Annotated in this window: 22 protein-coding genes; all 22 read left to right on the forward strand. The window is 64.0% G+C overall.

The features are described 5' to 3' along the window. Positions 1-3: 3 nt before the first annotated feature. Positions 4-1,257 carry an NADH-quinone oxidoreductase subunit D gene (locus AAHB16_RS11835; protein ID WP_150372349.1) on the forward strand — a complete coding sequence of 418 codons (1,254 nt, stop codon included), beginning with the start codon at positions 4-6 and terminating at the stop codon, positions 1,255-1,257. Between the two features lie 135 nt (positions 1,258-1,392). Beyond that, positions 1,393-1,893 (forward strand): NADH-quinone oxidoreductase subunit NuoE, encoded by a 501-nt coding sequence (gene nuoE / locus AAHB16_RS11840; protein WP_150372348.1) that lies wholly within the window; start codon positions 1,393-1,395, stop codon positions 1,891-1,893. A gap of 1 nt (position 1,894) precedes the next feature. Beyond that, positions 1,895-3,199: an NADH-quinone oxidoreductase subunit NuoF gene (gene nuoF / locus AAHB16_RS11845; protein ID WP_150372347.1), complete on the forward strand. Its 1,305-nt coding sequence runs from the start codon at positions 1,895-1,897 to the stop codon at positions 3,197-3,199. Positions 3,200-3,211: 12 nt separating this feature from the next. After that, entirely contained in the window at positions 3,212-5,593 is a 2,382-nt protein-coding gene (gene nuoG / locus AAHB16_RS11850) for an NADH-quinone oxidoreductase subunit NuoG (protein WP_150372346.1), read from the forward strand. A gap of 26 nt (positions 5,594-5,619) precedes the next feature. Further along, positions 5,620-6,684 (forward strand): NADH-quinone oxidoreductase subunit NuoH, encoded by a 1,065-nt coding sequence (gene nuoH / locus AAHB16_RS11855; protein ID WP_150372345.1) that lies wholly within the window; start codon positions 5,620-5,622, stop codon positions 6,682-6,684. 17 nt (positions 6,685-6,701) lie between these two features. Continuing rightward, the gene (gene nuoI, locus AAHB16_RS11860) at positions 6,702-7,193 is read left to right on the forward strand and encodes an NADH-quinone oxidoreductase subunit NuoI (RefSeq protein WP_109581656.1); all 492 of its coding nucleotides are present in this window, start codon (positions 6,702-6,704) and stop codon (positions 7,191-7,193) included. 147 nt (positions 7,194-7,340) lie between these two features. Further along, complete coding sequence (locus AAHB16_RS11865; protein WP_150372344.1) at positions 7,341-7,991, forward strand: NADH-quinone oxidoreductase subunit J; 651 nt, start codon at positions 7,341-7,343, stop codon at positions 7,989-7,991. A 16-nt stretch (positions 7,992-8,007) separates the two neighbouring features. After that, positions 8,008-8,313, forward strand: a complete 306-nt coding sequence (gene nuoK, locus AAHB16_RS11870; protein ID WP_010809122.1) for an NADH-quinone oxidoreductase subunit NuoK — start codon at positions 8,008-8,010, stop codon at positions 8,311-8,313. A 61-nt stretch (positions 8,314-8,374) separates the two neighbouring features. Next, entirely contained in the window at positions 8,375-10,480 is a 2,106-nt protein-coding gene (nuoL, locus tag AAHB16_RS11875; RefSeq protein ID WP_150372342.1) for an NADH-quinone oxidoreductase subunit L, read from the forward strand. 27 nt (positions 10,481-10,507) lie between these two features. Beyond that, positions 10,508-11,974 carry an NADH-quinone oxidoreductase subunit M gene (locus AAHB16_RS11880; RefSeq protein ID WP_150372341.1) on the forward strand — a complete coding sequence of 489 codons (1,467 nt, stop codon included), beginning with the start codon at positions 10,508-10,510 and terminating at the stop codon, positions 11,972-11,974. 21 nt (positions 11,975-11,995) lie between these two features. Continuing rightward, the gene (gene nuoN, locus AAHB16_RS11885) at positions 11,996-13,471 is read left to right on the forward strand and encodes an NADH-quinone oxidoreductase subunit NuoN (protein WP_150372340.1); all 1,476 of its coding nucleotides are present in this window, start codon (positions 11,996-11,998) and stop codon (positions 13,469-13,471) included. Positions 13,472-13,505: 34 nt separating this feature from the next. Then, positions 13,506-13,814, forward strand: coding sequence for a DUF2818 family protein (locus AAHB16_RS11890; protein WP_150372339.1), 309 nt, complete (start codon positions 13,506-13,508; stop codon positions 13,812-13,814). 36 nt (positions 13,815-13,850) lie between these two features. Further along, positions 13,851-14,477 carry an NUDIX domain-containing protein gene (locus tag AAHB16_RS11895; protein ID WP_150372338.1) on the forward strand — a complete coding sequence of 209 codons (627 nt, stop codon included), beginning with the start codon at positions 13,851-13,853 and terminating at the stop codon, positions 14,475-14,477. 125 nt (positions 14,478-14,602) lie between these two features. Then, a complete protein-coding gene (locus AAHB16_RS11900) occupies positions 14,603-15,085 on the forward strand; it encodes a DUF1178 family protein (protein ID WP_342050955.1) in 483 nt (160 codons plus the stop codon). Positions 15,086-15,190: 105 nt separating this feature from the next. Further along, the gene (locus AAHB16_RS11905) at positions 15,191-16,393 is read left to right on the forward strand and encodes an acyl-CoA dehydrogenase family protein (RefSeq protein WP_150372336.1); all 1,203 of its coding nucleotides are present in this window, start codon (positions 15,191-15,193) and stop codon (positions 16,391-16,393) included. Between the two features lie 13 nt (positions 16,394-16,406). Further along, on the forward strand, positions 16,407-17,537 hold the full coding sequence (locus AAHB16_RS11910; protein WP_342050956.1) for an acyl-CoA dehydrogenase family protein: 1,131 nt from the start codon (positions 16,407-16,409) through the stop codon (positions 17,535-17,537). Between the two features lie 70 nt (positions 17,538-17,607). After that, entirely contained in the window at positions 17,608-18,057 is a 450-nt protein-coding gene (locus AAHB16_RS11915; RefSeq protein ID WP_150372334.1) for a MaoC family dehydratase, read from the forward strand. A gap of 39 nt (positions 18,058-18,096) precedes the next feature. Further along, positions 18,097-18,576, forward strand: coding sequence for a MaoC family dehydratase (locus tag AAHB16_RS11920; RefSeq protein WP_150372333.1), 480 nt, complete (start codon positions 18,097-18,099; stop codon positions 18,574-18,576). A 482-nt stretch (positions 18,577-19,058) separates the two neighbouring features. After that, positions 19,059-20,027, forward strand: a complete 969-nt coding sequence (gene cyoA, locus AAHB16_RS11925; RefSeq protein ID WP_342050957.1) for a ubiquinol oxidase subunit II — start codon at positions 19,059-19,061, stop codon at positions 20,025-20,027. Positions 20,028-20,035: 8 nt separating this feature from the next. Continuing rightward, positions 20,036-22,009 carry a cytochrome o ubiquinol oxidase subunit I gene (gene cyoB / locus AAHB16_RS11930; protein WP_150372331.1) on the forward strand — a complete coding sequence of 658 codons (1,974 nt, stop codon included), beginning with the start codon at positions 20,036-20,038 and terminating at the stop codon, positions 22,007-22,009. 5 nt (positions 22,010-22,014) lie between these two features. Further along, a complete protein-coding gene (cyoC, locus tag AAHB16_RS11935; protein ID WP_150372330.1) occupies positions 22,015-22,659 on the forward strand; it encodes a cytochrome o ubiquinol oxidase subunit III in 645 nt (214 codons plus the stop codon). Continuing rightward, positions 22,660-23,022, forward strand: a complete 363-nt coding sequence (cyoD, locus tag AAHB16_RS11940) for a cytochrome o ubiquinol oxidase subunit IV (RefSeq protein WP_150372329.1) — start codon at positions 22,660-22,662, stop codon at positions 23,020-23,022. It abuts the gene before it with no gap. The last annotated feature ends 134 nt before the right edge of the window (positions 23,023-23,156 follow it).

Here is a 23,156-nt window from a genome sequence, read left to right on the forward strand (position 1 = left end):
GCCATGGCAGATATCAAGAACTACACCCTCAACTTCGGTCCCCAACACCCTGCAGCGCACGGCGTGCTGCGTCTGGTGCTTGAGCTGGACGGCGAAGTGATCCAGCGCGCCGACCCCCATATCGGCCTGCTGCACCGTGCCACCGAGAAGCTGGCGGAACAGAAGACCTGGATTCAGAGCGTGCCGTACATGGATCGTCTCGACTACGTGTCGATGATGGTCAACGAGCATGCCTACGTGATGGCGATCGAGCGGATGCTCGGCATCGAAGTGCCGATCCGCGCGCAGTACATCCGCGTGATGTTCGACGAGATCACCCGCCTGCTGAACCACCTGATGTGGATCGGCGCCCACGCGCTGGACGTGGGGGCGATGGCGGTGTTCCTGTACGCGTTCCGCGAGCGCGAGGACATGTTCGACATGTACGAGGCGGTGTCGGGCGCGCGCATGCACGCGGCCTACTACCGTCCGGGCGGCGTCTATCGCGACCTGCCGGACACGATGCCGCAATACCGTGCGTCGAAGATCCACAACGAGCGCGCCATCAAGGCGATGAACGAAGCGCGTTCGGGCTCGCTGCTGGACTTCATCGAGGACTTCACGAACCGTTTCCCGACCTACGTCGATGAATACGAGACGCTGCTGACCGATAACCGTATCTGGAAGCAGCGCCTGGTGGACGTGGGCGTCGTGAGCCCGGAGCGCGCGCTGCAGATGGGCTTTACCGGTCCGATGCTGCGCGGTTCGGGTATCGAGTGGGATCTGCGCAAGAAGCAGCCCTACGAGGTGTACGACAAGGTCGACTTCGATGTGCCGGTTGGCGTTGGCGGCGACTGCTACGCGCGATATCTCGTGCGCGTGGAAGAAATGCGCCAGTCGAACCGCATCATCAAGCAGTGCGTGGACTGGCTGCGCCGCAACCCGGGTCCGGTCATCACCGAGAACCACAAGGTGGCACCGCCGTCGCGCGTGGACATGAAGTCGAACATGGAAGAGCTGATTCACCATTTCAAGCTCTTCACCGAAGGTATCCATGTGCCGCCGGGCGAAGCCTACGCGGCCGTGGAACATCCGAAGGGCGAGTTTGGTATCTATGCGATCTCGGACGGCGCGAACAAGCCGTACCGCCTGAAGATCCGCGCGCCCGGCTTTGCTCACCTCGCGGCCCTCGACGAAATGGCCAAGGGGCACATGATTGCGGACGCGGTCACGATCATCGGCACGCAGGACATCGTGTTCGGCGAGATCGACCGCTAAGGATTTGGGCCGTTGCCCGGACGACGATCCGGGCATGACGGCGGCCAACTGGCGGAACAAGGCAGCGACGGCTGCAAACCAGCGGACGTGCCGCGTGGAATGTCACGTGGCGTTCGCCGTTTTACTGCAATGACCATGCTATCAGCAGAAGCTCTCAAGGAAATCGATCGCGCGATCGCGAAGTATCCGACCGACCAGAAACAGTCGGCCGTGATGGCGGCACTCGCCGTTGCACAGGGCGAGGTGGGTTGGGTTTCCCCCGAAGTCATGCAGTTCGTCGCGAGCTACCTCGAGATGCCGCCCGTGTGGGTGGAAGAGGTGGCGACGTTCTACAACATGTACGACACCAAGCCGGTGGGCAAGTACAAGCTCACGGTCTGCACGAACCTGCCGTGCGCGCTGTCGGGCGGCGAACGCGCGGGCGACTACCTCAAGCAGAAGCTTGGCATCGACTACAACGAAACCACCGCGGACGGCTGCTTCACGCTGAAGGAAGGCGAGTGCATGGGCGCCTGCGGCGACGCGCCGGTGGCCATCGTCAACAACACCCGCATGTGCAGCTTCATGAGCAACGACAAGCTCGACGCACTGATCGAGGAACTGCGTGCCGAGGCCGCTGCCAAGGGGGGCAAGTAATATGACTAGTCTGCACGACCGTCACATCAAGCCGCTGATCCTGGCTGGCCTGGACGGCAAGAACTGGCACCTCGAGGACTACGTCAAGCGTGGCGGCTACAAGCAGCTGCGCCGCATCCTGACCGAGAAGATTCCGCCGGAGCAGGTGATTGCCGACGTGAAGGCGTCGGGTCTGCGCGGCCGTGGCGGCGCGGGCTTCCCGACCGGCCTGAAGTGGAGCTTCATGCCGCGTCAGTTCCCCGGCCAGAAGTACCTGGTCTGCAATACCGACGAGGGCGAGCCCGGTACGTTCAAGGACCGCGACATCATCCGCTACAACCCGCATTCGCTGATCGAAGGCATGGCCATCGGCGCGTATGCGATGGGTATCACCGTGGGGTACAACTACATCCACGGCGAGATCTGGAACGAGTACAAGATCTTCGAGGAAGCGCTGGAAGAAGCGCGCGCCGCCGGTTTCCTCGGCGACAACATCCTCGGCTCGGGCTTCAACTTCCAGCTGCATGCGCACCATGGCTATGGCGCGTACATCTGCGGCGAAGAGACCGCGCTGCTGGAGTCGCTCGAAGGCAAGAAGGGCCAGCCGCGCTTCAAGCCGCCTTTCCCGGCGAGCTTCGGCCTGTATGGCAAGCCGACGACGATCAACAACACCGAGACGTTCGCGGCGGTGCCGTTCCTGCTCGAGATCGGCCCGGAGAACTACCTGAAGATGGGCAAGCCGAACAACGGCGGCTCCAAGATCTTCTCGATCTCCGGCGACATCGAGCGCCCGGGCAACTACGAGATTCCGCTGGGCACGCCGTTCGCGACGCTGCTCGAGCTCGCCGGCGGCATGCGCGGCGGCAAGCGCATCAAGGCCGTGATTCCCGGCGGCTCGTCGGCACCCGTGGTGCCGGGCGACATGATGATGGCGACGGACATGGATTACGACTCGATCGCCAAGGCCGGCTCGATGCTGGGCTCGGGCGCCGTGATCGTCATGGACGAGACGCGCTGCATGGTGCGTTCGCTGCTGCGCCTGTCGTATTTCTATTTTGAAGAGTCGTGCGGCCAGTGCACGCCGTGCCGTGAAGGCACCGGCTGGCTCTATCGCATGGTCAATCGTATTGAACACGGAGAAGGCCGCCAGGAAGACCTGGACCTGCTCAACAACGTTGCCGAAAACATCATGGGCCGCACGATTTGCGCGCTCGGCGATGCGGCGGCGATGCCGGTGCGCGGCATGCTCAAGCACTACTGGAAAGAGTTCGAATATCACGTCGAACACAAGCAGTGCATGGTCCCGGCCCACCCGGCCCACTCCTAAGCGTGGCAGAACATGGTTGAACTCGAGATCGATGGCAAGAAGGTAGAGGTTGCGGAAGGCAGCCTCGTGATGGAAGCCGCCCGCAAGCTGGGCACGTACATCCCGCACTTCTGCTACCACCGCAAGCTGTCCATCGCGGCGAACTGCCGCATGTGCCTGGTCGAAGTGGAAAAGGCGCCGAAGGCGCTGCCCGCGTGCGCCACGCCGGTGACCCCGGGCATGAAGGTCTTCACGAACTCCGAGAAGGCCGTCAAGGCGCAGAAGTCCGTGATGGAATTCCTGCTGATCAACCACCCGCTCGACTGCCCGATCTGCGATCAGGGCGGCGAATGCCAGCTGCAGGATCTGGCCGTGGGCTACGGTGCATCGGAGTCGCGCTACAAGGAAGAGAAGCGCGTGGTGTTCCACAAGAACGTGGGCCCGCTGATCTCCATGGAAGAGATGACGCGCTGCATCCACTGCACGCGCTGCGTCCGCTTTGGCCAGGAAGTGGCCGGCGTGATGGAGCTCGGCATGCTGAACCGCGGCGAGCACTCGGAAATCACGACGTTCGTGGGCCAGACCGTTGACTCGGAACTGTCGGGCAACATGATCGACCTGTGCCCGGTCGGCGCGCTGACCAGCAAGCCGTTCCGCTACTCGGCCCGTACGTGGGAGCTCGCACGCCGCAAGTCGGTGTCGCCGCACGACGGCCTGGGCGCGAACCTGGTCGTGCAGACCAAGAACCAGCGCGTGATGCGCGTGCTGCCGCTCGAGAACGAAGACGTCAACGAGTGCTGGATCTCGGACAAGGACCGTTTCTCGTACGAAGGCCTGAACAGCCAGGACCGTCTGACCCGTCCGCTGCTGAAGCAGGGCGGCCAGTGGATGGAAACCGACTGGCAGACCGCGCTCGAATACGTGGCGAATGGCCTGGCCAGCATCAAGCGCGACCATGGCGCGGACCAGATCGCCGCGCTGGCGAGCCCCCACAGCACGCTTGAGGAACTGTATCTGCTGGGCAAGTTCATGCGCGGCATCGGCAGCGACAACGTCGACTTCCGTCTGCGCCAGACCGATTTCTCGGCCAAGCTCGGCGGCACGCCGTGGCTGGGCCTGCCGGTGGCCGACGTGTCCGCGCTGCAACGCGTGCTCGTGATCGGCTCCTCGCTGCGCAAGGATCATCCGCTGCTGGCCGCGCGTCTGCGCCAGGCTGGCAAGAAGGGCGCCCGCGTGGCCGTCCTCGGCGCCGGCGGTGAAGACCTGCTGATGCCGCTGGCCGCACGCGTGGACGTGGCCCCGTCGGGCTGGACCGCCGCGCTGGCCGGCATCGCCAATGCGATCGCCGCCGCCAAGGGCGTGGCCGCACCGGCCGGTACGGCTGGCTTCGAGGCCGACGGATCGGCAAACGACGCCGCGAAGAAGATTGCCGACGCGCTGCTGTCCGGCGAACGCCGCGCGGTGTTCCTCGGCAACGAGGCCGTGCGTCACCCGCAATTCTCGACGCTGCATGCGCTGGCGCAGTGGATCGCCACGGAAACGTCGGCGACGCTGGGCTTCCTGACCGAGGCGGCCAACACGGTCGGCGGTTACGTGGCCGGCGCGCTGCCGCAACAGGGCGGTGCCAACGCACAGGCCATGTTCGACGCGCCGCGCAAGGCATACGTCGTGCTGAACGCCGAACCCGAATTCGATACCGCCGATCCGCGCAAGGCCCTGGCCGCGCTGGGCCAGGCCGGTACCGTCGTCGTGCTGTCGGCATTCCGCTCGGACGCCGCGCTGCAATACGCGGACGTGATCCTGCCGGTGGCGCCGTTCACCGAAACGGCCGGTACGTTCGTGAACGCCGAAGGCACGGCACAGAGCTTCAACGGCGTGGTGCGCGCGCTCGGCGAGTCGCGTCCGGCGTGGAAGGTGCTGCGCGTGCTGGGCAACATGCTGGACGTGGCGGGCTTCGACTTCGATACGGCCGAGGCCGTGCGTGAAGAGGCGCTGGCCAAGGCCATCGCGCCGACGCTGAACAACACGACCGATGCACCGATCAAGGTGACGGCTGCCGCAGCCGGCGCCGTCGAGCGCATCGCCGACGTGCCCATCTATCACGCCGACCCGATCGTGCGCCGTGCCGACTCGCTGCAGCTGACCGCTGCCGCGCGCCGCGCGATGCAGGTGGGCCTGTCGTCGGATCTGTTCGACAAGCTGGGCGTGCAGGTGGGCGACCCCGTGCGCGTGACGCAGGACGGTGGCAGCGTGGTGCTGCCCGCCGCGCTGGAGAACACGCTGCCGGCGAACACGGTGCGCGTGTCGGCCGCGACGACCGCGGCGGCGAGCCTCGGCGCGCTGTTCGGCACGGTCACGGTAGAGAAGGCAATCGATCTGTCCGCGGGCCAGCAGGCCGCGGCGGTCACCGCCTAAGCGAATAAGAAGAGCGAGAACGCAACATGATCGATTGGATTACCTCGCAAGGTCACGCCATCTTCGGCAGCGTCTGGACGCCGCTGTGGATCCTGATTCGCGCCGTGGTCATCGTGGTGCCGCTGCTGCTGTGCGTGGCCTACCTGATTCTGTGGGAGCGCAAGCTGATCGGCTGGATGCACGTGCGTCTGGGCCCGAACCGCGTGGGCCCGCTGGGCCTGCTGCAGCCGATCGCCGACGTGCTGAAGCTGCTGCTGAAGGAAGTCATGTTCCCGACGCAGGTCAGCCGCGGCATGTACATCATCGCGCCGCTGATGGTGCTGATGCCGGCCGTCGCGATCTGGGCGGTAGTGCCGTTCCAGGCCGAAGTGGTGATGGCCGACGTGAACGCCGGTCTGCTGTACGTGATGGCGATCAGCTCGGTCGGCGTCTACGGCGTGATCCTGGCCGGCTGGGCCTCGAACTCGAAGTACGCGTTCATCGGCGCCATGCGCGCCGCGGCGCAGATGGTGTCGTACGAAATCGCGATGGGCTTCGCGCTCGTCACGGTGCTGATGGTGGCCGGCAGCCTGAACCTGTCCGCGATCGTCAACGGGCAGAACACCGGCTACTTCGCGGACATGGGCATCAACATCCTGTCGTGGAACTGGCTGCCGCTGCTGCCGATGTTCGGCGTCTACTTCATCTCGGGCGTGGCCGAAACCAACCGCCATCCGTTCGACGTGGTGGAAGGCGAGTCGGAAATCGTGGCCGGTCACATGATCGAATACTCGGGCATGGCGTTCGCGCTGTTCTTCCTGGCCGAGTACATCAACATGATCGTCATCTCGACGATGACCGCGCTGCTGTTCCTCGGTGGCTGGGCGCCGCCGTTCTCGAGCTTCATCACGAACGCAATCCCGGGTTTCTTCTGGCTGCTGTTCAAGGTTTTCCTGCTGTTGTCCGTGTTCATCTGGATTCGCGCTTCGTTCCCGCGCTACCGCTATGACCAGATCATGCGTCTGGGCTGGAAGGTGTTCATCCCGCTGACGGTGGGCTGGCTGATCATCGTGGCGATCTGGATCAAGTCGCCGTGGAACATCTGGCACTGAATTAGGAAGCAATTGTCATGCTGACCACGATCAAGGACTTTTTCGCAAGCCTGCTCCTGAAGGAACTCTTCAAGGGCATGGCGCTGACTGGCCGCTATCTCTTCGCGCGCAAGGTCACCGTCCAGTTCCCCGAAGAGAAGACGCCGATCTCGCCGCGTTTCCGCGGCCTGCATGCGCTGCGCCGCTACCCCAACGGGGAAGAGCGCTGCATCGCCTGCAAGCTGTGCGAAGCGGTGTGCCCGGCGCTGGCCATCACGATCGAATCGGATGTGCGTAACGACGGCACGCGCCGTACCACGCGCTACGACATCGATCTGACCAAGTGCATTTTCTGCGGCTTCTGCGAAGAGGCGTGCCCGGTGGATGCGGTCGTCGAGACCCACCTGCTCGAGTACCACGGCGAGAAGCGCGGCGACCTGTACTTCACGAAGGACATGCTGCTGGCAGTGGGCGACCGCTACGAGCCGCAGATCGCAGCCGCGAAGGCCGCCGACGCGAAATACCGCTAAGCGTCATACGCAGGTTTTAGCTTTACGAATCGGCGCGCCCCGGCAATGACCGGGGGCCCAACTGAAGGATGCCGCAGCAAGGCGGGACACCCGTGGGGTGGCCTGCGCGAAGCGCGGCGAAGTATCCGAAAGTATCCGACACGGACCATGGAACTCACGACCACCATCTTCTATGTCTTTGCCCTGGTGCTGGTGCTCTCCGCACTGAAAGTCATCACGGCCAAGAATCCGGTGCACGCAGCACTGTTCCTCGTACTGTCGTTCTTCACGGCGGCCGCCATCTGGATGCTGCTGAAGGCGGAGTTCCTCGCGATCCTGCTCGTGCTCGTGTATGTGGGCGCCGTGATGGTGCTGTTCCTGTTCGTGGTGATGATGATCGATATCGACATCGAGCACCTGCGGCGAGATTTCTGGACCTATGTGCCGATGGCCTCGGTGATCGGCGCGCTGATCATCGCGGAAATGGCGATCGTGCTCGTGCGCAACTTCGTCGGCACCACGACGCCCGTCGTCGCGCCCGGCATGCAGGACCCGAACTATTCGAACACGCACGCGCTGGGCAAGCTGATCTACACCGACTACGTGTACGCATTCGAAGTGGCCGGCATCATCCTGCTGGTGGCAATCGTCGCGGCCGTCGCGCTGACGCTGCGCCGCCGCAAGGACGCGAAGGGCCAGGACGTCTCGGCCCAGCTGCGCACGCGCCGTAACGATCGTATCCGCATGGTGAGCATGCCGGCGGAGGGTGCCCAGGCCCGGGCGGAAGCGGATGCCGCGGCAACCGCAAACAAGAACTAAGCCCGGAGATTTCGCTGTGCTCTCTCTCGCTCACTTCCTCGTGCTCGGTGCGATCCTGTTCGCGATCAGCATCGTTGGCATTTTCCTGAACCGCAAGAACGTGATCGTGCTGCTGATGGCGATCGAGCTGATGCTGCTTGCGGTGAACATCAACTTCGTCGCCTTCTCGCATTACCTGGGCGACCTGGCTGGTCAGGTTTTCGTTTTCTTCATCCTCACGGTGGCCGCTGCCGAGTCGGCAATCGGTCTGGCAATCCTGGTCGTGCTGTTCCGCAACCTGGACACGATCAACGTCGACGACATGGATACCCTCAAGGGCTGATCCGTGCCGAACCACGTCACGAACAAAGACCGCTCACCGACCGCACACCAATAAGCGTCCTATGGCAACCACGCTCGACCCCAACCTGCTGCTGGCGATTCCGCTTGCGCCGCTCGCCGGCGCCGCGATAGCCGGCCTGCTCGGTACGAAGTTCTTCGGCCTGTTCTCCTCCGATACGCGCGGCGGCCGTATCGTCGCCCACTCGGCGACGATCCTCGGCGTCGCGATCGCCTGCGTGCTCTCGCTGCTGGTGCTGCGCGACGTGATGGATGGCGCCAGCTACAACGCCACCGTGTACGAATGGATGAACATCGGCGGCCTGAAGCTGGAAGTCGGCTTCCTGGTGGATTCGCTGACCGCGATGATGATGGTGGTCGTGACCTTCGTCTCGCTGATGGTGCATATCTACACCGTCGGCTACATGCAAGGCGACCCCGGCTACAACCGTTTCTTCGCGTACATCTCGCTGTTCACGTTCTCGATGCTGATGCTCGTGATGAGCAACAACTTCCTGCAGCTGTTCTTCGGCTGGGAAGCGGTGGGCCTCGTCTCGTATCTGCTGATCGGCTTCTGGTACACGCGTCCGACCGCGATCTTCGCGAACATGAAGGCGTTCCTCGTGAACCGCGTCGGCGACTTCGGCTTTATCCTCGGCATCGGCCTGCTGCTGGCCTACAGCGGCAGCATGAACTACACGGACGTGTTCGCTGCCCGCGAAAAGCTCGCCGGCGTGATCTTCCCTGGCACCGACTGGATGATGCTGACCGTGGCCTGCATCTGCCTGTTCATCGGCGCGATGGGCAAGTCGGCGCAGTTCCCGCTGCACGTGTGGCTGCCTGACTCGATGGAAGGCCCGACCCCGATTTCGGCACTGATCCACGCGGCCACGATGGTGACCGCGGGCATCTTCATGGTGACGCGCATGTCGCCGCTGTTCGAACTGTCGGACACCGCGCTGTCGTTCGTGCTGGTCATCGGCGCGATTACCGCGCTGTTCATGGGTTTCCTGGGCATCATCCAGAACGACATCAAGCGCGTGGTCGCGTACTCGACGCTGTCGCAGCTCGGCTACATGACCGTCGCGCTGGGCGCCTCGGCCTACTCGGTGGCGGTGTTCCACCTGATGACCCACGCGTTCTTCAAGGCACTGCTGTTCCTTGGCGCCGGTTCGGTCATCATGGGCATGCACCACGACCAGGACATCCGCAACATGGGCGGCCTGCGCAAGTACATGCCGATTACGTGGATCACCTCGCTGATCGGTTCGCTCGCGCTGATCGGTACGCCGTTCTTCTCGGGCTTCTACTCGAAGGACTCGATCATCGAGGCGGTGGCGGAATCGCATCTGGCGGGTTCGGGCTTCGCGTACTTCGCGGTGCTGGCCGGTGTGTTCGTGACGGCGTTCTACTCGTTCCGCATGTATTTCCTCGTGTTCCATGGCGAGGAGCGTTTCGGCAAGGCGCACGACGCGCATGGCCATGACGCCCACGGCCATGACGACGCGCATGGTCATGACGACGACCACGGTCACGACGAGCACCATGGCCTGGCCCCGGGCCAGAAGCCGCACGAGTCGCCGTGGGTGGTGACGTTGCCGCTGGTGCTGCTGGCGATTCCGTCGGTCGTGATCGGCGCGATCGTGATCGAACCGATGCTGTTCGGCGAGTTCTTCAAGCATGGCGTGGCGTTCAAGGACGTGATCTTCGTCGGCGAGAACCATCACGCGATGGAAGAGCTGCGCGAAGCGTTCCACGGCTGGGTGCCGATGGCGATCCACTCGCTGACGACGCCGGTTCTGTGGCTGGCCATCGCCGGCGTGGTGCTGTCGTGGTTCTTCTACATGAAGCGCCCGGACATTCCGGCCGCGCTCCAGCGCCGCTTCTCGGGCCTGTACAAGCTGCTGGACAACAAGTACTACATGGACGCGTTCAACCAGGCAGTGTTCGCGCGCGGCGCGCGCCTGCTCGGCACGGGTCTGTGGAAGGGCGGCGATCAGGGTCTGATCGACGGCCTGCTCGTGAACGGCTCGGCGCGTGTCGTGGCGACGTTCGCCGCGGCCAGCCGGTACCTGCAGTCTGGCTATATCTACCACTACGCGTTTGCAATGATCGTGGGCATGCTGGTGCTGCTGACGCTGACGATCACTGGCGTGATAGGCACCAAGTGATAGGCACCGATTAAGGAAAACAAGGAAATGGTTCTGTCTTTCGCTATCTGGCTGCCTATCTTTTTCGGCTTGCTGGTCCTGTTCTTCGGCTCGGACAACAACAAGTGCTTCGTGCGCTGGGTGTCGTTGTTCGGAGCCGTGGTGAGCTTCATCGCCACGCTGCCGCTCGTGTTGCACTTCGAGCCCGGCACCGCCGCGATGCAATTCGTCGAGCAATCGATGTGGATCGAACGCTTCAAGATCCAGTACCACCTCGGGGTGGACGGTATCTCGATGTGGTTCGTGGTCCTGACCGCGTTCATCACCGTGATCGTCGTGATCTCGGCCTGGGAAGTGATCACCGAGCGCGTGGCCGAGTACATGGCCGCGTTCATGATCCTGTCCGGCCTGATGGTCGGCGTGTTCTCGGCACTGGACGGCCTGCTGTTCTACGTGTTCTTTGAAGCCACGCTGATCCCGATGTACATCATCATCGGTGTGTGGGGCGGTCCGAACCGTGTGTACGCGGCGTTCAAGTTCTTCCTCTACACGCTGCTGGGCTCGCTGCTGACGCTGGTCGCGCTGCTGTACCTGTACAGCAAGACCGGTACGTTCGACATCCTCGCCTGGCATGGCGCCAAGCTGACGATGCAGGAGCAGATCGCGATCTTCATCGCGTTCTTCATGGCCTTTGCGGTGAAGGTGCCGATGTGGCCGGTGCATACCTGGCTGCCGGACGCTCACGTGGAAGCGCCGACCGGCGGTTCCGTGGTGCTGGCCGCGATCATGCTGAAGCTCGGTGCCTACGGTTTCCTGCGTTTCTCGCTGCCGATCGCGCCGGACGCCAGCCACACGCTGGCCCCGTTCATCATCACGATCTCGCTGATCGCGGTGATCTACATCGGCTTCGTGGCGCTGGTGCAGGCCGACATGAAGAAGCTGGTCGCGTACTCGTCGATCGCTCACATGGGCTTCGTCACGCTGGGCTTCTTTATCTTCAACGACATCGGCGTCGAGGGCGGCATCATCCAGATGATCTCGCACGGCTTCGTGTCGGGCGCGATGTTCCTGTGCATCGGCGTGCTGTACGACCGCGTGCACTCGCGCCAGATCGCCGACTACGGCGGCGTGGTGAACACGATGCCGAAGTTCGCGGCGCTGTCCGTGTTCTTCGCGATGGCCAACTGCGGCCTGCCGGCGACGTCGGGCTTCGTGGGCGAGTTCATGGTCATCCTTGGCGCCGTGAAGTACAACTTCTGGATCGGCCTGCTGGCCGCCACGGCCCTGATCCTGGGCGCGGCGTACTCGCTGTGGATGGTCAAGCGCGTGATCTTCGGCGACATCGTGCACCAGCACGTGCGCGAACTCGTGGACCTGAACAAGCGCGAGTTCTTCATGCTCGGCCTGCTCGCCATCATGACGCTGTACATGGGCCTGTATCCGAAACCCTTTACCGATGTGATGCACGCCTCGGTGGCGAACCTGCTGACGCACGTCGCGCAGTCCAAGCTGTAAGCGGGGGAGAGAGAAATAAACATGCAAGCGTCTTCTAGCCTGGCCCCCGTGGCGCCAATCATTTTCCTGGCGATCGCCATTGCGGCGATCAACTGGATCGACCTCGCGCGCGGCAAGGGCCGCCAGAGCGTCGCCTATCCGCTTTCGCTGCTGACCACGCTGGTGCTGACCGTCTGGTTCGCGATCAACGCGAGCCACGGCGACACGCACTATGCGTTCGCGAACCTGGTCGTGATCGATCCGATGGCCAACGTGCTGTCGGCCTTCTGCTCGCTCGGCCTGCTGATCACGCTCGTGTACACGCGCCGCTATCTGCAGGAACGCGACATGTTCGCGGGCGAGTTCTACATGCTCGCGCTGTTCACGCTCGGCGGTCAGATCGTGATGATCACCGGCAACAACTTCCTGACGCTGTATCTCGGTCTGGAACTGCTGTCGCTGGCGTCGTACGCGCTGGTGGCGCTGCGCCGCGAATCGCGCGTGACGTCGGAATCGGCCATGAAGTACTTCGTGCTCGGCGCGCTGGCTTCGGGCTTCCTGCTCTACGGCGTGTCGATGATGTACGGCGCGACCGGTTCGCTGAACCTCGGTGAAGTGTTCCGCGTGGTCGAGTCGGGCCGCGTAAACACGACGATGCTCGCGTTCGGCGTGGTGTTCATCGTTGCCGGCCTGTCGTTCAAGCTCGGCGCCGCACCGTTCCACATGTGGATTCCGGACATCTACCAGGGTTCGCCGACCGCGGTGACGCTGCTGATCGCCGGGGGTCCGAAGGTGGCCGCGTTCGCGCTGATGGTGCGTGTGCTCGTGGACGGCCTGCTGCCGCTGGCTACCGACTGGCAGGCGATGCTGGTGGTGCTGGCCGTGGTGTCGCTGGCCATCGGCAACCTGACCGCGATCGTCCAGACCAACCTCAAGCGGATGCTCGCGTACTCGACCATCTCGCACATGGGCTTCGTGCTGCTGGGCCTGCTGTCGGGCGTGGCGGGCGGTTCGGCCACCGGCGCGGCCGAGGCCTATAGCGGCTCGATGTTCTACTCGGTGACGTACCTGCTGACGACGCTGGGCACGTTCGGCCTGATCCTGCTGCGTACCGGCAAGGGCTTCGAGGCCGAATCGCTCGACGACCTGAAGGGCATGTCGCGCAAGAACCCGTGGTTCGCGTTCCTGATGCTGGTAATGATGTTCTCCATGGCGGGCATTCCCCCGATGGTGGGCTTCTACGCCAAGCTGGCCGTGCTGGAAGCGGTGGTCAAGGCTGGCATGAGCTGGCTGGCCGTGGTCGCGGTGCTGTTCTCGCTGATCGGCGCGTTCTACTACCTGCGCGTGGTCAAGCTGATGTACTTCGATGCACCGGCCGGCGAAGAGCCGCTGGAAGCCACGGCAGGCCTGCGCGGCGTGCTGAGCATCAACGGCCTGGCCGTGATCCTGCTGGGCCTGTTCCCCGCGGCGCTGATGAACCTGTGCTACCAGGCCATCCGCGCGTCGCTGGGTTCGTGATCCGCTGACCCAGACAGAAAGGGACGAACCGATCGTGAGTGCATCCGCTGGCGGTTGGTTTGTCATCTTGCTGGCACTGGTCTGTGCCAATCTGCCGTTCATCAACCAGCGGCTGTTCGGCGCGGTCGCGCTGAAGTGGGCGCGCAAGCCGATGTGGCTGCGCCTCGTCGAGCTGCTGGTCTGGTACGCCGTGGCGGGTGCCGCGGGCTTTGCCGTCGAGGCGAGCCTTGGCAACACGTTCCCGCAGGGCTGGCAGTTCTACGCGATCACGCTCTGCATGATGCTCGTGTTCGCGTTTCCCGGCTTTACCTGGCAATACCTCGTCAAACACCGCGCGGCCTGAAGGTGCGTCCCGGGCCCGCATACTCCCGGAGCTCGCATGACGAAGAAGATCGACGACCCCACGACCGCATCGGACGACGGTCTGCGGGAACATCCGGTCGCCTCGGCCACCCTCCATCGCGGCAAGTTCCTGACGCTCAAGCAGGACATCGTGCGCCTGCCGGACGGCAAGCAGGCCGGCCGCGAGTACGTGCTCCATCCGGGCGCGGTCATGATGATTCCGCTGTTCGACGATGGCACGGTGCTCATGGAGCGCCAGTTCCGCTATCCGATCGGTGAGGTCATGCTCGAGTTTCCGGCCGGCAAGCTGGATCCGGAAGAGGGCGCGCAGCGCTGCGGCGAGCGCGAACTGATCGAGGAAACCGGTTACCGCGCGGCGCGCTGGGATTACCTCACGCGCATCCATCCTGTCATCTCCTATTCCACCGAGTTCATCGACCTGTTCCTTGCGCGCGACCTGACCGCGGGCGCGGCCGAACTCGACGATGGCGAGTTCCTCGAGACGTTCATCACCCCGGCCGGGCAGGTCATCGACTGGGTGCGGCAGGGGCGCATTACCGACGTCAAGACGATCATCGGCGCGTTCTGGCTCGAGAAGGTGCTGTCGGGGGCATGGCAGCCGGGCGAGCAGGTGCTGCCGCCGCTGCCGGGGCGTCCTGCCTGAACCCGTGATCCCTGCTAAGCTGGCGATCCGCTGCGGTCGCGCACTGAGGTTGCAAGAAAAAATTAGCACGACCGTTCACAAATTTTCGATTCACGGCTAATATTGCCCGACGGGCTGGAAAGATCATGAAGGTGCTCGACCTGCGCTGTGCGCAAGACCATCGTTTCGAGGGCTGGTTCGCCTCGGAGGAAGATGCGCAATCGCAGATTGCACGCGATCTGGTCCAGTGCCCGGTCTGTGGCGACCATGCGGTCAGCCGTCTGCCGAGCGCGCCGCGCCTGAATCTGTCGGGCGCGACCGCGCCGACGGGCGGCGGCAAGCCGGCCGGCCGGCAGGGTGGAGAGAGTGCGGGGGTGTCCGACGACGCGCGACAGGCGCTGCAGGCCCTGCAATCCCACTACCTGAAGGCCGTGCGGCAGGTACTCGCACAGACCGAGGACGTTGGCGACCGCTTTGCCGAGGAGGCGCGGCGCATGCACTACCAGGAGGCGCCCGAACGCGGCATTCGCGGTCAGGCGTCGCGCGAGGAAGTGCAGGCGCTGGCCGAAGAGGGCATCGACGCCTTTCCGCTCGTGGTGCCCGACGCGCTCAAGCAGACGGCACACTGAATCGCATTCTGTGTCCTGGCGAAGTCGTGAGGCCGGCGCAGCGGTGCGCCGACCCCACGTATTCGTAAAATCGCCGGCCGCGAGCCGGCGCCACAGGAGACAGGCATGGACCTCAACTACTCGGCGGCCGACGATGCCTTCCGCGAGGAAGTGCGCGGCTGGCTGGAAGCCAACCTGCCCGCGGACATCCGCGCCAAGGTGCTCAATCACCGCCGTCCCAACCGCGACGACTTCGTGCGCTGGCACAAGGCGCTCGCGGGCAAGGGCTGGTCCGCTCCGCACTGGCCGGTCCAGTACGGCGGCACCGGGTGGAACGCGACCCAGCGCCATATCTGGGACGAGGAATGCGCGCGCGTGGGCGCGCCCGGCGTGCTGCCGTTCGGCGTGGCGATGGTCGCGCCGGTCATCATGAAGTTCGGCAACGAGGCCCAGAAAAGCTACTACCTGCCGCGCATTCTCGACTGCACCGACTGGTGGTGCCAGGGCTATTCCGAGCCCGGCGCCGGTTCCGACCTCGCCTCGCTGAAGACGCGCGCGGAGCTGACGGCCGATGGCAGGCACTACATCGTCAATGGCCAGAAGACCTGGACCACGCTGGGCCAGCACGCGGACATGATCTTCTGCCTCGTGCGGACCGATCCGGAGGCCAAGAAGCAGGAGGGCATTTCGTTCCTGCTCATCGACATGAAGACGCCGGGCATCACCGTGCGGCCGATCGTCATGCTCGACGAGGAGCGCGAGGTCAACGAGGTGTTCTTCGACAACGTGCAGGTGCCGGTGGAGAACCGCGTCGGCGACGAGAACCGCGGCTGGACCTACGCCAAGTACCTGCTCGGCCACGAGCGCACGGGCATCGCGCGCGTGGGCAATTCCAAGCGCGAGCTCGGCTTCCTCAAGCGCCTGGCGCGCGGGCAGCAGAAGAACGGCAGGCCGCTGCTCGAAGACCCCGTGTTCGGCGCGAAGGTGGCCGCGCTCGAGATCGAGCTGATGGCGCTGGAGATCACCGTGCTGCGCGTGGTGTCGAGCGAGGCGGCCGGCAAGGGCCCGGGGCCCGAGGCATCGATGCTCAAGATCAAGGGCACCGAGATCCAGCAGCTGCTGACCGAACTGATGGTCGAGGCCGTGGGCCCGTACGCGCAGCCGTTCGACACGGCCTACCTCGAGTGCGAGAGCGACCACGCGGTGACGGGCTTCGACGATGCCGCGCCGCTGGCCGCGTACTACTTCAACTTCCGCAAGACCTCGATCTACGGCGGTTCCAACGAAATTCAGAAGAACATCATCAGCCAGATGATCCTGGGGCTGTGAGGAGACACGCGACATGGACTTCAACCTGAGCGACGAACAGAAACAGCTGGCCGATGCGGTGCGCCGCTTCGTCGAGCGCAGCTACGACTTCGAATCCCGCCGCGCGGCCTACCGCTCGGACACCGGTTTCAGCGAACAGGCATGGGGCGCGCTGGTCGAGCTCGGCCTGACCGCGCTGCCGGTGCCGGAAGCGCAGGGCGGCTTCTCGGGCACGGCCGTCGATATGATGGTGGTGCAGCAGGAGCTGGGCCGCGGGCTCGTGATCGAACCGTATTTCGCGACCGTGGTGGCCGCGTATGCATTGAAGCTGGCCGGCGGGCAGGAAGCCCTGCTGGAGCAGGTGGCGGGCGGCGAGGTCAAGCTGGCCGTGGCCTTCAACGAGCCGCAGGCGCGCCATGCGCTCAACGACGTGCGCGTGACGGCGAAGGTGACCGGCGGCGAAGGCCGGCTGAATGGCCGCAAGGTCGTGGCGATTCACGGCGGGCAGGCGGACAAGCTCGTGGTGTCGGCGCGCACGTCGGGCGGCGACGCGGACGAGGCCGGTATCGCGCTGTTTGTGGTGGATCGCAACGCGGCCGGTGTGACCGTGCGCGACTACCGTACCATCGACAACCTGCGCGCGGCCGATATCACGTTTGCCGATACGCCCGCGACGCCGATCGGCGCCGAGGGCAAGGGGTGGGACATCCTCGAGGCGACGGCCGACTATGCCGCGGTGCTGCTGTGCGCCGAGGCGGTGGGCATCATCGATACGCTCAACGCGGCGACGCTCGAGTACGCCAAGACGCGCCAGCAGTTCGGCTCGCCGATCGGGCGCTTTCAGGCGCTCCAGCATCGGATGGTCGAGATGTTCATCCATGCCGAGCAGGCGCGCTCGATCACGGTGCTGGCAGCGGGCCGCTTCGACGAGGCCTCGCCCGAGGAGCGCCGCCGTTTCGTCTCCGCCGCCAAGGCGCGCGTGGGACAGGCCGCGCGCGCGGTGGGACAGGAGGCCGTACAGATCCACGGCGGCATGGGCGTGACCGACGAACTGCCGGCCGCGCATATGTTCAAGCGGCTGACGCTGATCAACACCACGTTCGGTGACGTCGATCATCACATCGGCCGCTTCGCGCAACAGCCGGGCTTCCAGCAGGCGGCCTGATCGTTGCACGCAGGCACACGGTGTTGCCCTCTCCCCGCCCGGGGAGAGGGCGTCTTGCAGGAGAGCAGTCATGGGTCCGGTCTATTTCGAAGACTACGTCGTCGGCAGTCAGCACCACCTGGGCAGTTACACCGTTACCGAGGAAGAGATCGTCGCGTTCGCGCGACAGTACGACCCGCAGCCGTTCCATGTCGATCCGCGGGCGGCGGCGCAGAGCATCTACGGCGGCCTGATCTCGAGCGGCTGGATGACCTGCGGCATCATGATGCGGCTGCTCGTGCAATACATGCCGCCCGATACCGCGAGCATGGGCTCGCCCGGGGTCGATGAAATCCGCTGGATCAAGCCCGTCTACGCGGGCGACACGCTGAGCGTGGTGCTCGAGGTGCTGGACGCGCGGCCGTCGTCGTCCAAGCCCGATCGCGGCATCGTTCACACCATCTGGCGCGCCACCAATCAGCGGGGCGAGCCGGTCTGCACCGTCAAGGGCATGGGCATGTACGGACGCCGCCCGGCCTGACACAATCTTTCACCTTTTCCCCTATTGCACGGAGACCGCATGCGTACGATTGCCTCGCTGGAAGAACTGGAAAGCCTGCAAGGCCAGGAAGTGGCCGTCAGCGACTGGATCGAGATCACGCAGCAGCAGGTCAACCTGTTTGCCGACGCCACGGGCGATCATCAGTGGATCCACGTGGACGTGGAGCGCGCAAAGCGCGAGTCGCCGTTCGGCGCGCCGGTGGCGCACGGGTTCCTGACGCTGTCGCTGCTGCCGCAGTTCATGGCGAACGCGCTGCGGTTCGAGAACACGAAGGTGGCGGTGAACTATGGGCTCAATCGCGTGCGGTTCACCTCGCCGGTGCCGGTGGGCAGCCGGCTGCGGGCGCGCATCGGGTTGCAGAAGGTGGAGCGGCTCGATCCGCTGCCCAATGCGCCCGAACTCGTCGGCGGGCAGGCGTACTGGGAGGTCACGATCGAGCGGGAAGGGTCGGATCGTCCGGTCTGCGTCGCGGAATCGATTACGCGGCGGTATGGTTAACGGCATCGCCGCTGGCGGGCTTGAGGCCCGCCAAATATGAAGAAAACCGCCATCAGGCGCGCGCCCGGGAGCGAAAAGTAAGCGGACCGTAAGGTTCTCGTCATTGTCCGTTTTACAGAACAGTGTTTCCGCACCCCGTGGGTTTACCCTCAAAGTTGCGTTGCGGTACAGTCGCGCCCACGATGCTTTACGTATTGCTCTATCTGCTCATAAATCCGTGCGCACAGCGCTGGCGCGCCGGATGGTAACAGCAGACATGGCAAAGACATCGTGAACCAACGCAGTCCTTCGGGCGTAGCCGCGGTTCGGGCAGTCCTCCACCTCAGCGCACGCCACCGCCTCTCCGGCGCCACGCGCACGCAGTCGTCAGTCGCTGTCCACGTCCTCCGGTTTTTACCCCGCTCAACCTGCCTGCCGCCATCGTGCATCGGGCAGTTGAAGCCGCGTGCCTTCGGGCCGTGGCACAACCAGACCGTCGTGACATGAAACTACCTAGAATGCCGCGCCTGACGCGGTTCCTGCCTTGCCTTGGCCTGCTGTTGCTGGCCGGCTGCAACCTGACGCTGATGGACCCGAAGGGTCAGATCGGCGTGGACATCAAGGGCATCATCCTGATCGCCACCTGGCTCATGCTGCTGGTGGTCGTGCCCGTGATCATTCTGACGATCGTGTTCGCCTGGAAGTATCGCGCCAGCAATACCTCCGCAACGTACGATCCCGACTGGTCGCACTCGACCAAGATCGAGGTCGTGGTCTGGTTGATCCCCTGCCTGATCATCATCGCGCTCGGCATCATCACGTGGCGCTCGTCGCACGAGCTGGATCCGTACAAGCCGCTCGAATCGAACGTCAAGCCGATCACCGTCGAAGCCGTGGCGATGAACTGGAAATGGCTGTTCATCTATCCGGAGCTGAAGATCGCGACGATCAACCAGCTTGCGCTGCCGGTGAACACGCCCGTGAATTTCAAGATCACGTCGGATTCGATCATGAATTCGTTCTTCATCCCCGCGCTGGGCAGCCAGGTGTATGCCATGGCGGGCATGGAGACCAAGCTGCATCTGATCGCCAACGAAGCCGGTACGTTCGACGGCATGTCGGCGAACTACAGCGGCGGCGGTTTCTCGGGCATGAAGTTCAAGGCCCTGGCCATGTCGAACTATGACTTCGACGCGTGGGTCGCGAAGGTCCGCGAGTCGTCGGAGCAGCTCGGCGCCGAAGGTTACAAGGAGCTCGCCAAGCCGAGCGAAGCCGTTGCCGTGACGTACTACGGCAAGGTCGATGGCGACCTGTATCACGGCATCCTGCACCAATACATGGACAACAGCGGTCGTGCCGTGGCCCGTGAAGGCTTCGACGGCGGTCCGGTCTGCACGTCGCGCAACACGATTGGCGACGCGCAGGTGTCCATGACCACGCCGGCCAAGCCGGCGGTGGGCGCGCAATCCTAGGAGCAACGATGTTTGGCAAATTGAGTCTGTCGGCGATTCCGTTTCATGAGCCGATCATCATGGTGACGCTGAGCGCGGTAATGCTCGGCGGTCTGGCGCTGCTTGGCGCCATCACCCATTTCAAGAAATGGAACTACCTGTGGAGCGAGTGGATTACGTCCGTCGACCACAAGAAGATCGGCGTGATGTACTCGCTGGTCGCGCTGATCATGCTGCTGCGCGGCTTTGCCGACGCGCTGATGATGCGTACCCAGCTGGCTGTCGCCACCGGCGGCAATACGGGCTTCCTGCCGCCCGAGCACTACGACCAGGTCTTTACCGCCCACGGCGTGATCATGATCTTCTTCGTGGCCATGCCGCTGATGACGGGTCTGATGAACCTCGTGGTGCCGCTGCAGATCGGCGCGCGCGACGTGGCGTTCCCGTTCCTGAACACGCTGTCGTTCTGGCTGTTCGTGGCCGGCGCGCTGCTGGTCAACATCTCGCTGGGCGTCGGTGAATTCGCGCGCACGGGCTGGCTGGCCTATCCGCCGCTGTCGGGCCTCGACTTCAGCCCGGGCGTGGGGGTGGACTACTACCTGTGGTCGCTGCAGATCTCGGGCCTCGGCACGCTGCTGACGGGCGTGAACTTCCTGGTCACCATCCTCAAGATGCGTGCCCCGGGCATGACGCTGATGCGCATGCCGGTGTTCACGTGGACCGCGCTGTGCACGAACGTGCTGATCGTGGCCGCCTTCCCGGTGCTGACCGTGTCGCTGGCCCTGCTGGGCGCCGACCGCTACCTGGACATGCACTTCTTCACGAACGATGGCGGCGGTAACGCCATGATGTACGTGAACCTGATCTGGATCTGGGGCCACCCCGAGGTCTACATCCTGGTGCTGCCGGCGTTCGGTATCTTCTCGGAGATCATCGCCACGTTCTCGGGCAAGAAGCTGTTCGGCTACAAGTCGATGGTGTACGCGACCAGCGCGATCATGGTGCTGTCGTTCATCGTCTGGCTGCACCACTTCTTCACGATGGGCTCCGGCGCCAACGTGAACGCGTTCTTCGGCATCACGACCATGATCATCTCCATCCCGACCGGGGTGAAGATCTTCAACTGGCTGTTCACGATGTACCGTGGCCGCGTGCAATTCACGTCGCCCGTGCTGTGGACGCTGGGTTTCATGATCACGTTCGTGATCGGCGGCATGACGGGTGTGCTGATGGCCGTGCCGGCAGCCGACTTCGTGCTGCACAACAGCCTGTTCCTGATCGCCCACTTCCACAACGTGATCATCGGCGGCGTGCTGTTCGGCTACCTGGCCGGCATCACCTACTGGTGGCCGAAGGCGTTCGGCTTCAAGCTGAACGAGCGTCTGGGCAAGTGCGCGTTCTGGTGCTGGATCCTGGGGTTCTACTTCGCGTTCATGCCGCTGTACGTGCTCGGCCTGATGGGCATGACCCGTCGTCTGAACCATACCGACAACCCCGCATGGACCCCGTGGCTGCATCTGGCCGTGGTGGGCGTGGTGTTCGTGGCGCTGGGCATCTTCTTCCAGGTGCTGCAGATCGTCGTGTCGATCCGCGACCGCAAGAAGCTGGCCGATGTGACCGGCGACCCGTGGGGCGGCCGTACGCTGGAGTGGGCCACCTCGTCGCCGCCGCCGTTCTACAACTTCGCGCACACCCCGGTGGTGCGTGACCTGGACGCGTTCGCGGACATGAAGGCGCGTGGCGAGAAGCCGCGTACCGATGGCTACGAAGAGATCCATATGCCGAAGAACACGGGCGCCGGCTTCTATATGGGTGCCTTCAGCCTGGTGCTGGGCTTCGCGCTGACGTGGCACATCTGGTGGCTTGCCATCGTGGGCCTGATCGGCATGGTGGTGTCGTTCATCTTCCGTGCGAACGACGACCATATCGACTACTACGTGCCGGCCAAGGAGGTCGAGCAGATTGAGACGCAACAGCTGCAACGTGTTGCTTCGGGGGCCTGATCACCATGACGACTGAAGTCCTGGACCGTTTTGGGGCGCAAGCCCCGGCGCATGCGCACGCGCATGACGATACACACGACCACGCGCACCACGATACGAGCGGGAACACGATCTTCGGGTTCTGGCTGTATCTGATGAGCGACTGCATCCTGTTCGCGTGCCTGTTCGCCGCATTCGCCGTCCTGCGCGGCGAAGTGGCGGGTGGCCCGTCGGGCAAGGAGCTGTTCGAGCTCAACTACGTGCTCGTGGAAACCTTCATCCTGCTGTTCTCGTCGATCACGTATGGCATGGCCATGGTGTCGCTGCAGAACAAGCAGAAGGGCCGCGTGATGGGCTGGCTCGCCGTGACCTTCCTGCTGGGCGCGGCGTTCATGGTGATGGAAATCAACGAGTTCGCGCACCTGGTGCACGAAGGCGCGGGTCCGAACCGCAGCGCATTCCTGTCGTCGTTCTTCACGCTGGTCGGCACGCACGGCCTGCACGTGGCGAGCGGCATGCTGTGGATGCTCGTGCTGATGTATCAGCTCACGACCAAGGGCATCACGACGGCCACCACCAAGCGTCTGATGTGCCTGAGCCTGTTCTGGCACTTTCTGGACGTCGTCTGGATCGGCGTCTTCACGGTGGTCTACCTGATGGGAGCAATGTAAATGGCCCAGCATCAATCCAGCCATGCCGCGCATGGCGATTCTCACGGCGCCGCGCACGGCCACGCATCGGTCAAGTCGTATGTGATCGGCTTCGTGCTGGCCGTGATCCTGACGGTGATCCCGTTCAAGATCGTGATGGACGGCACCATGGACCGCGGCACGATCCTCTGGATCATCCTCGGCATGGGCGTGGTCCAGATCGTCGTCCATCTGAAGTACTTCCTGCATCTGGACAGCTCGAACGAGCAGCGCGGCAACGTGATCGCGTTCCTGTTCACCGTGCTGATCCTGTTCATCGTGCTGGCCGGTTCGCTCTGGATCATGCACAACATGAACGCCAACATGATGCCGATGGCGCATTGACGCTGTCCTCGGTGGCATGAGCCAAAACCGCCCGGTGCACGCCGGGCGGTTTTTTTTTTGCGGATTGGCCTAGCCGATCGCCGAAACTGTCTCGCTTCGTCACAAATTCGGAGAACGCCTAAAGCCAGTGCGGC

This window comes from Cupriavidus sp. OTU4054, from assembly GCF_038440175.1.
GTDB classification, from domain to species: Bacteria; Pseudomonadota; Gammaproteobacteria; order Burkholderiales; family Burkholderiaceae; genus Cupriavidus; species Cupriavidus pauculus_D.

What these genes read in the sequence shown, in the direction of transcription:
- nuoG (WP_150372346.1), top strand. Translation starts at nt 3,212, where the DNA reads ATGGTTGAACTCGAGATCGATGGCAAGAAGGTAGAGGTTGCGGAAGGC.
- AAHB16_RS11920 (WP_150372333.1), top strand. Translation starts at nt 18,097, where the DNA reads ATGCGTACGATTGCCTCGCTGGAAGAACTGGAAAGCCTGCAAGGCCAG.
- cyoA (WP_342050957.1), top strand. Translation starts at nt 19,059, where the DNA reads ATGAAACTACCTAGAATGCCGCGCCTGACGCGGTTCCTGCCTTGCCTT.
- cyoC (WP_150372330.1), top strand. Translation starts at nt 22,015, where the DNA reads ATGACGACTGAAGTCCTGGACCGTTTTGGGGCGCAAGCCCCGGCGCAT.
- AAHB16_RS11900 (WP_342050955.1), top strand. Translation starts at nt 14,603, where the DNA reads ATGAAGGTGCTCGACCTGCGCTGTGCGCAAGACCATCGTTTCGAGGGC.
- AAHB16_RS11905 (WP_150372336.1), top strand. Translation starts at nt 15,191, where the DNA reads ATGGACCTCAACTACTCGGCGGCCGACGATGCCTTCCGCGAGGAAGTG.
- AAHB16_RS11915 (WP_150372334.1), top strand. Translation starts at nt 17,608, where the DNA reads ATGGGTCCGGTCTATTTCGAAGACTACGTCGTCGGCAGTCAGCACCAC.
- AAHB16_RS11835 (WP_150372349.1), top strand. Translation starts at nt 4, where the DNA reads ATGGCAGATATCAAGAACTACACCCTCAACTTCGGTCCCCAACACCCT.
- AAHB16_RS11880 (WP_150372341.1), top strand. Translation starts at nt 10,508, where the DNA reads ATGGTTCTGTCTTTCGCTATCTGGCTGCCTATCTTTTTCGGCTTGCTG.
- AAHB16_RS11895 (WP_150372338.1), top strand. Translation starts at nt 13,851, where the DNA reads ATGACGAAGAAGATCGACGACCCCACGACCGCATCGGACGACGGTCTG.
- AAHB16_RS11910 (WP_342050956.1), top strand. Translation starts at nt 16,407, where the DNA reads ATGGACTTCAACCTGAGCGACGAACAGAAACAGCTGGCCGATGCGGTG.
- nuoH (WP_150372345.1), top strand. Translation starts at nt 5,620, where the DNA reads ATGATCGATTGGATTACCTCGCAAGGTCACGCCATCTTCGGCAGCGTC.
- nuoL (WP_150372342.1), top strand. Translation starts at nt 8,375, where the DNA reads ATGGCAACCACGCTCGACCCCAACCTGCTGCTGGCGATTCCGCTTGCG.
- AAHB16_RS11865 (WP_150372344.1), top strand. Translation starts at nt 7,341, where the DNA reads ATGGAACTCACGACCACCATCTTCTATGTCTTTGCCCTGGTGCTGGTG.
- cyoB (WP_150372331.1), top strand. Translation starts at nt 20,036, where the DNA reads ATGTTTGGCAAATTGAGTCTGTCGGCGATTCCGTTTCATGAGCCGATC.
- cyoD (WP_150372329.1), top strand. Translation starts at nt 22,660, where the DNA reads ATGGCCCAGCATCAATCCAGCCATGCCGCGCATGGCGATTCTCACGGC.
- nuoN (WP_150372340.1), top strand. Translation starts at nt 11,996, where the DNA reads ATGCAAGCGTCTTCTAGCCTGGCCCCCGTGGCGCCAATCATTTTCCTG.
- nuoE (WP_150372348.1), top strand. Translation starts at nt 1,393, where the DNA reads ATGCTATCAGCAGAAGCTCTCAAGGAAATCGATCGCGCGATCGCGAAG.
- nuoF (WP_150372347.1), top strand. Translation starts at nt 1,895, where the DNA reads ATGACTAGTCTGCACGACCGTCACATCAAGCCGCTGATCCTGGCTGGC.
- nuoI (WP_109581656.1), top strand. Translation starts at nt 6,702, where the DNA reads ATGCTGACCACGATCAAGGACTTTTTCGCAAGCCTGCTCCTGAAGGAA.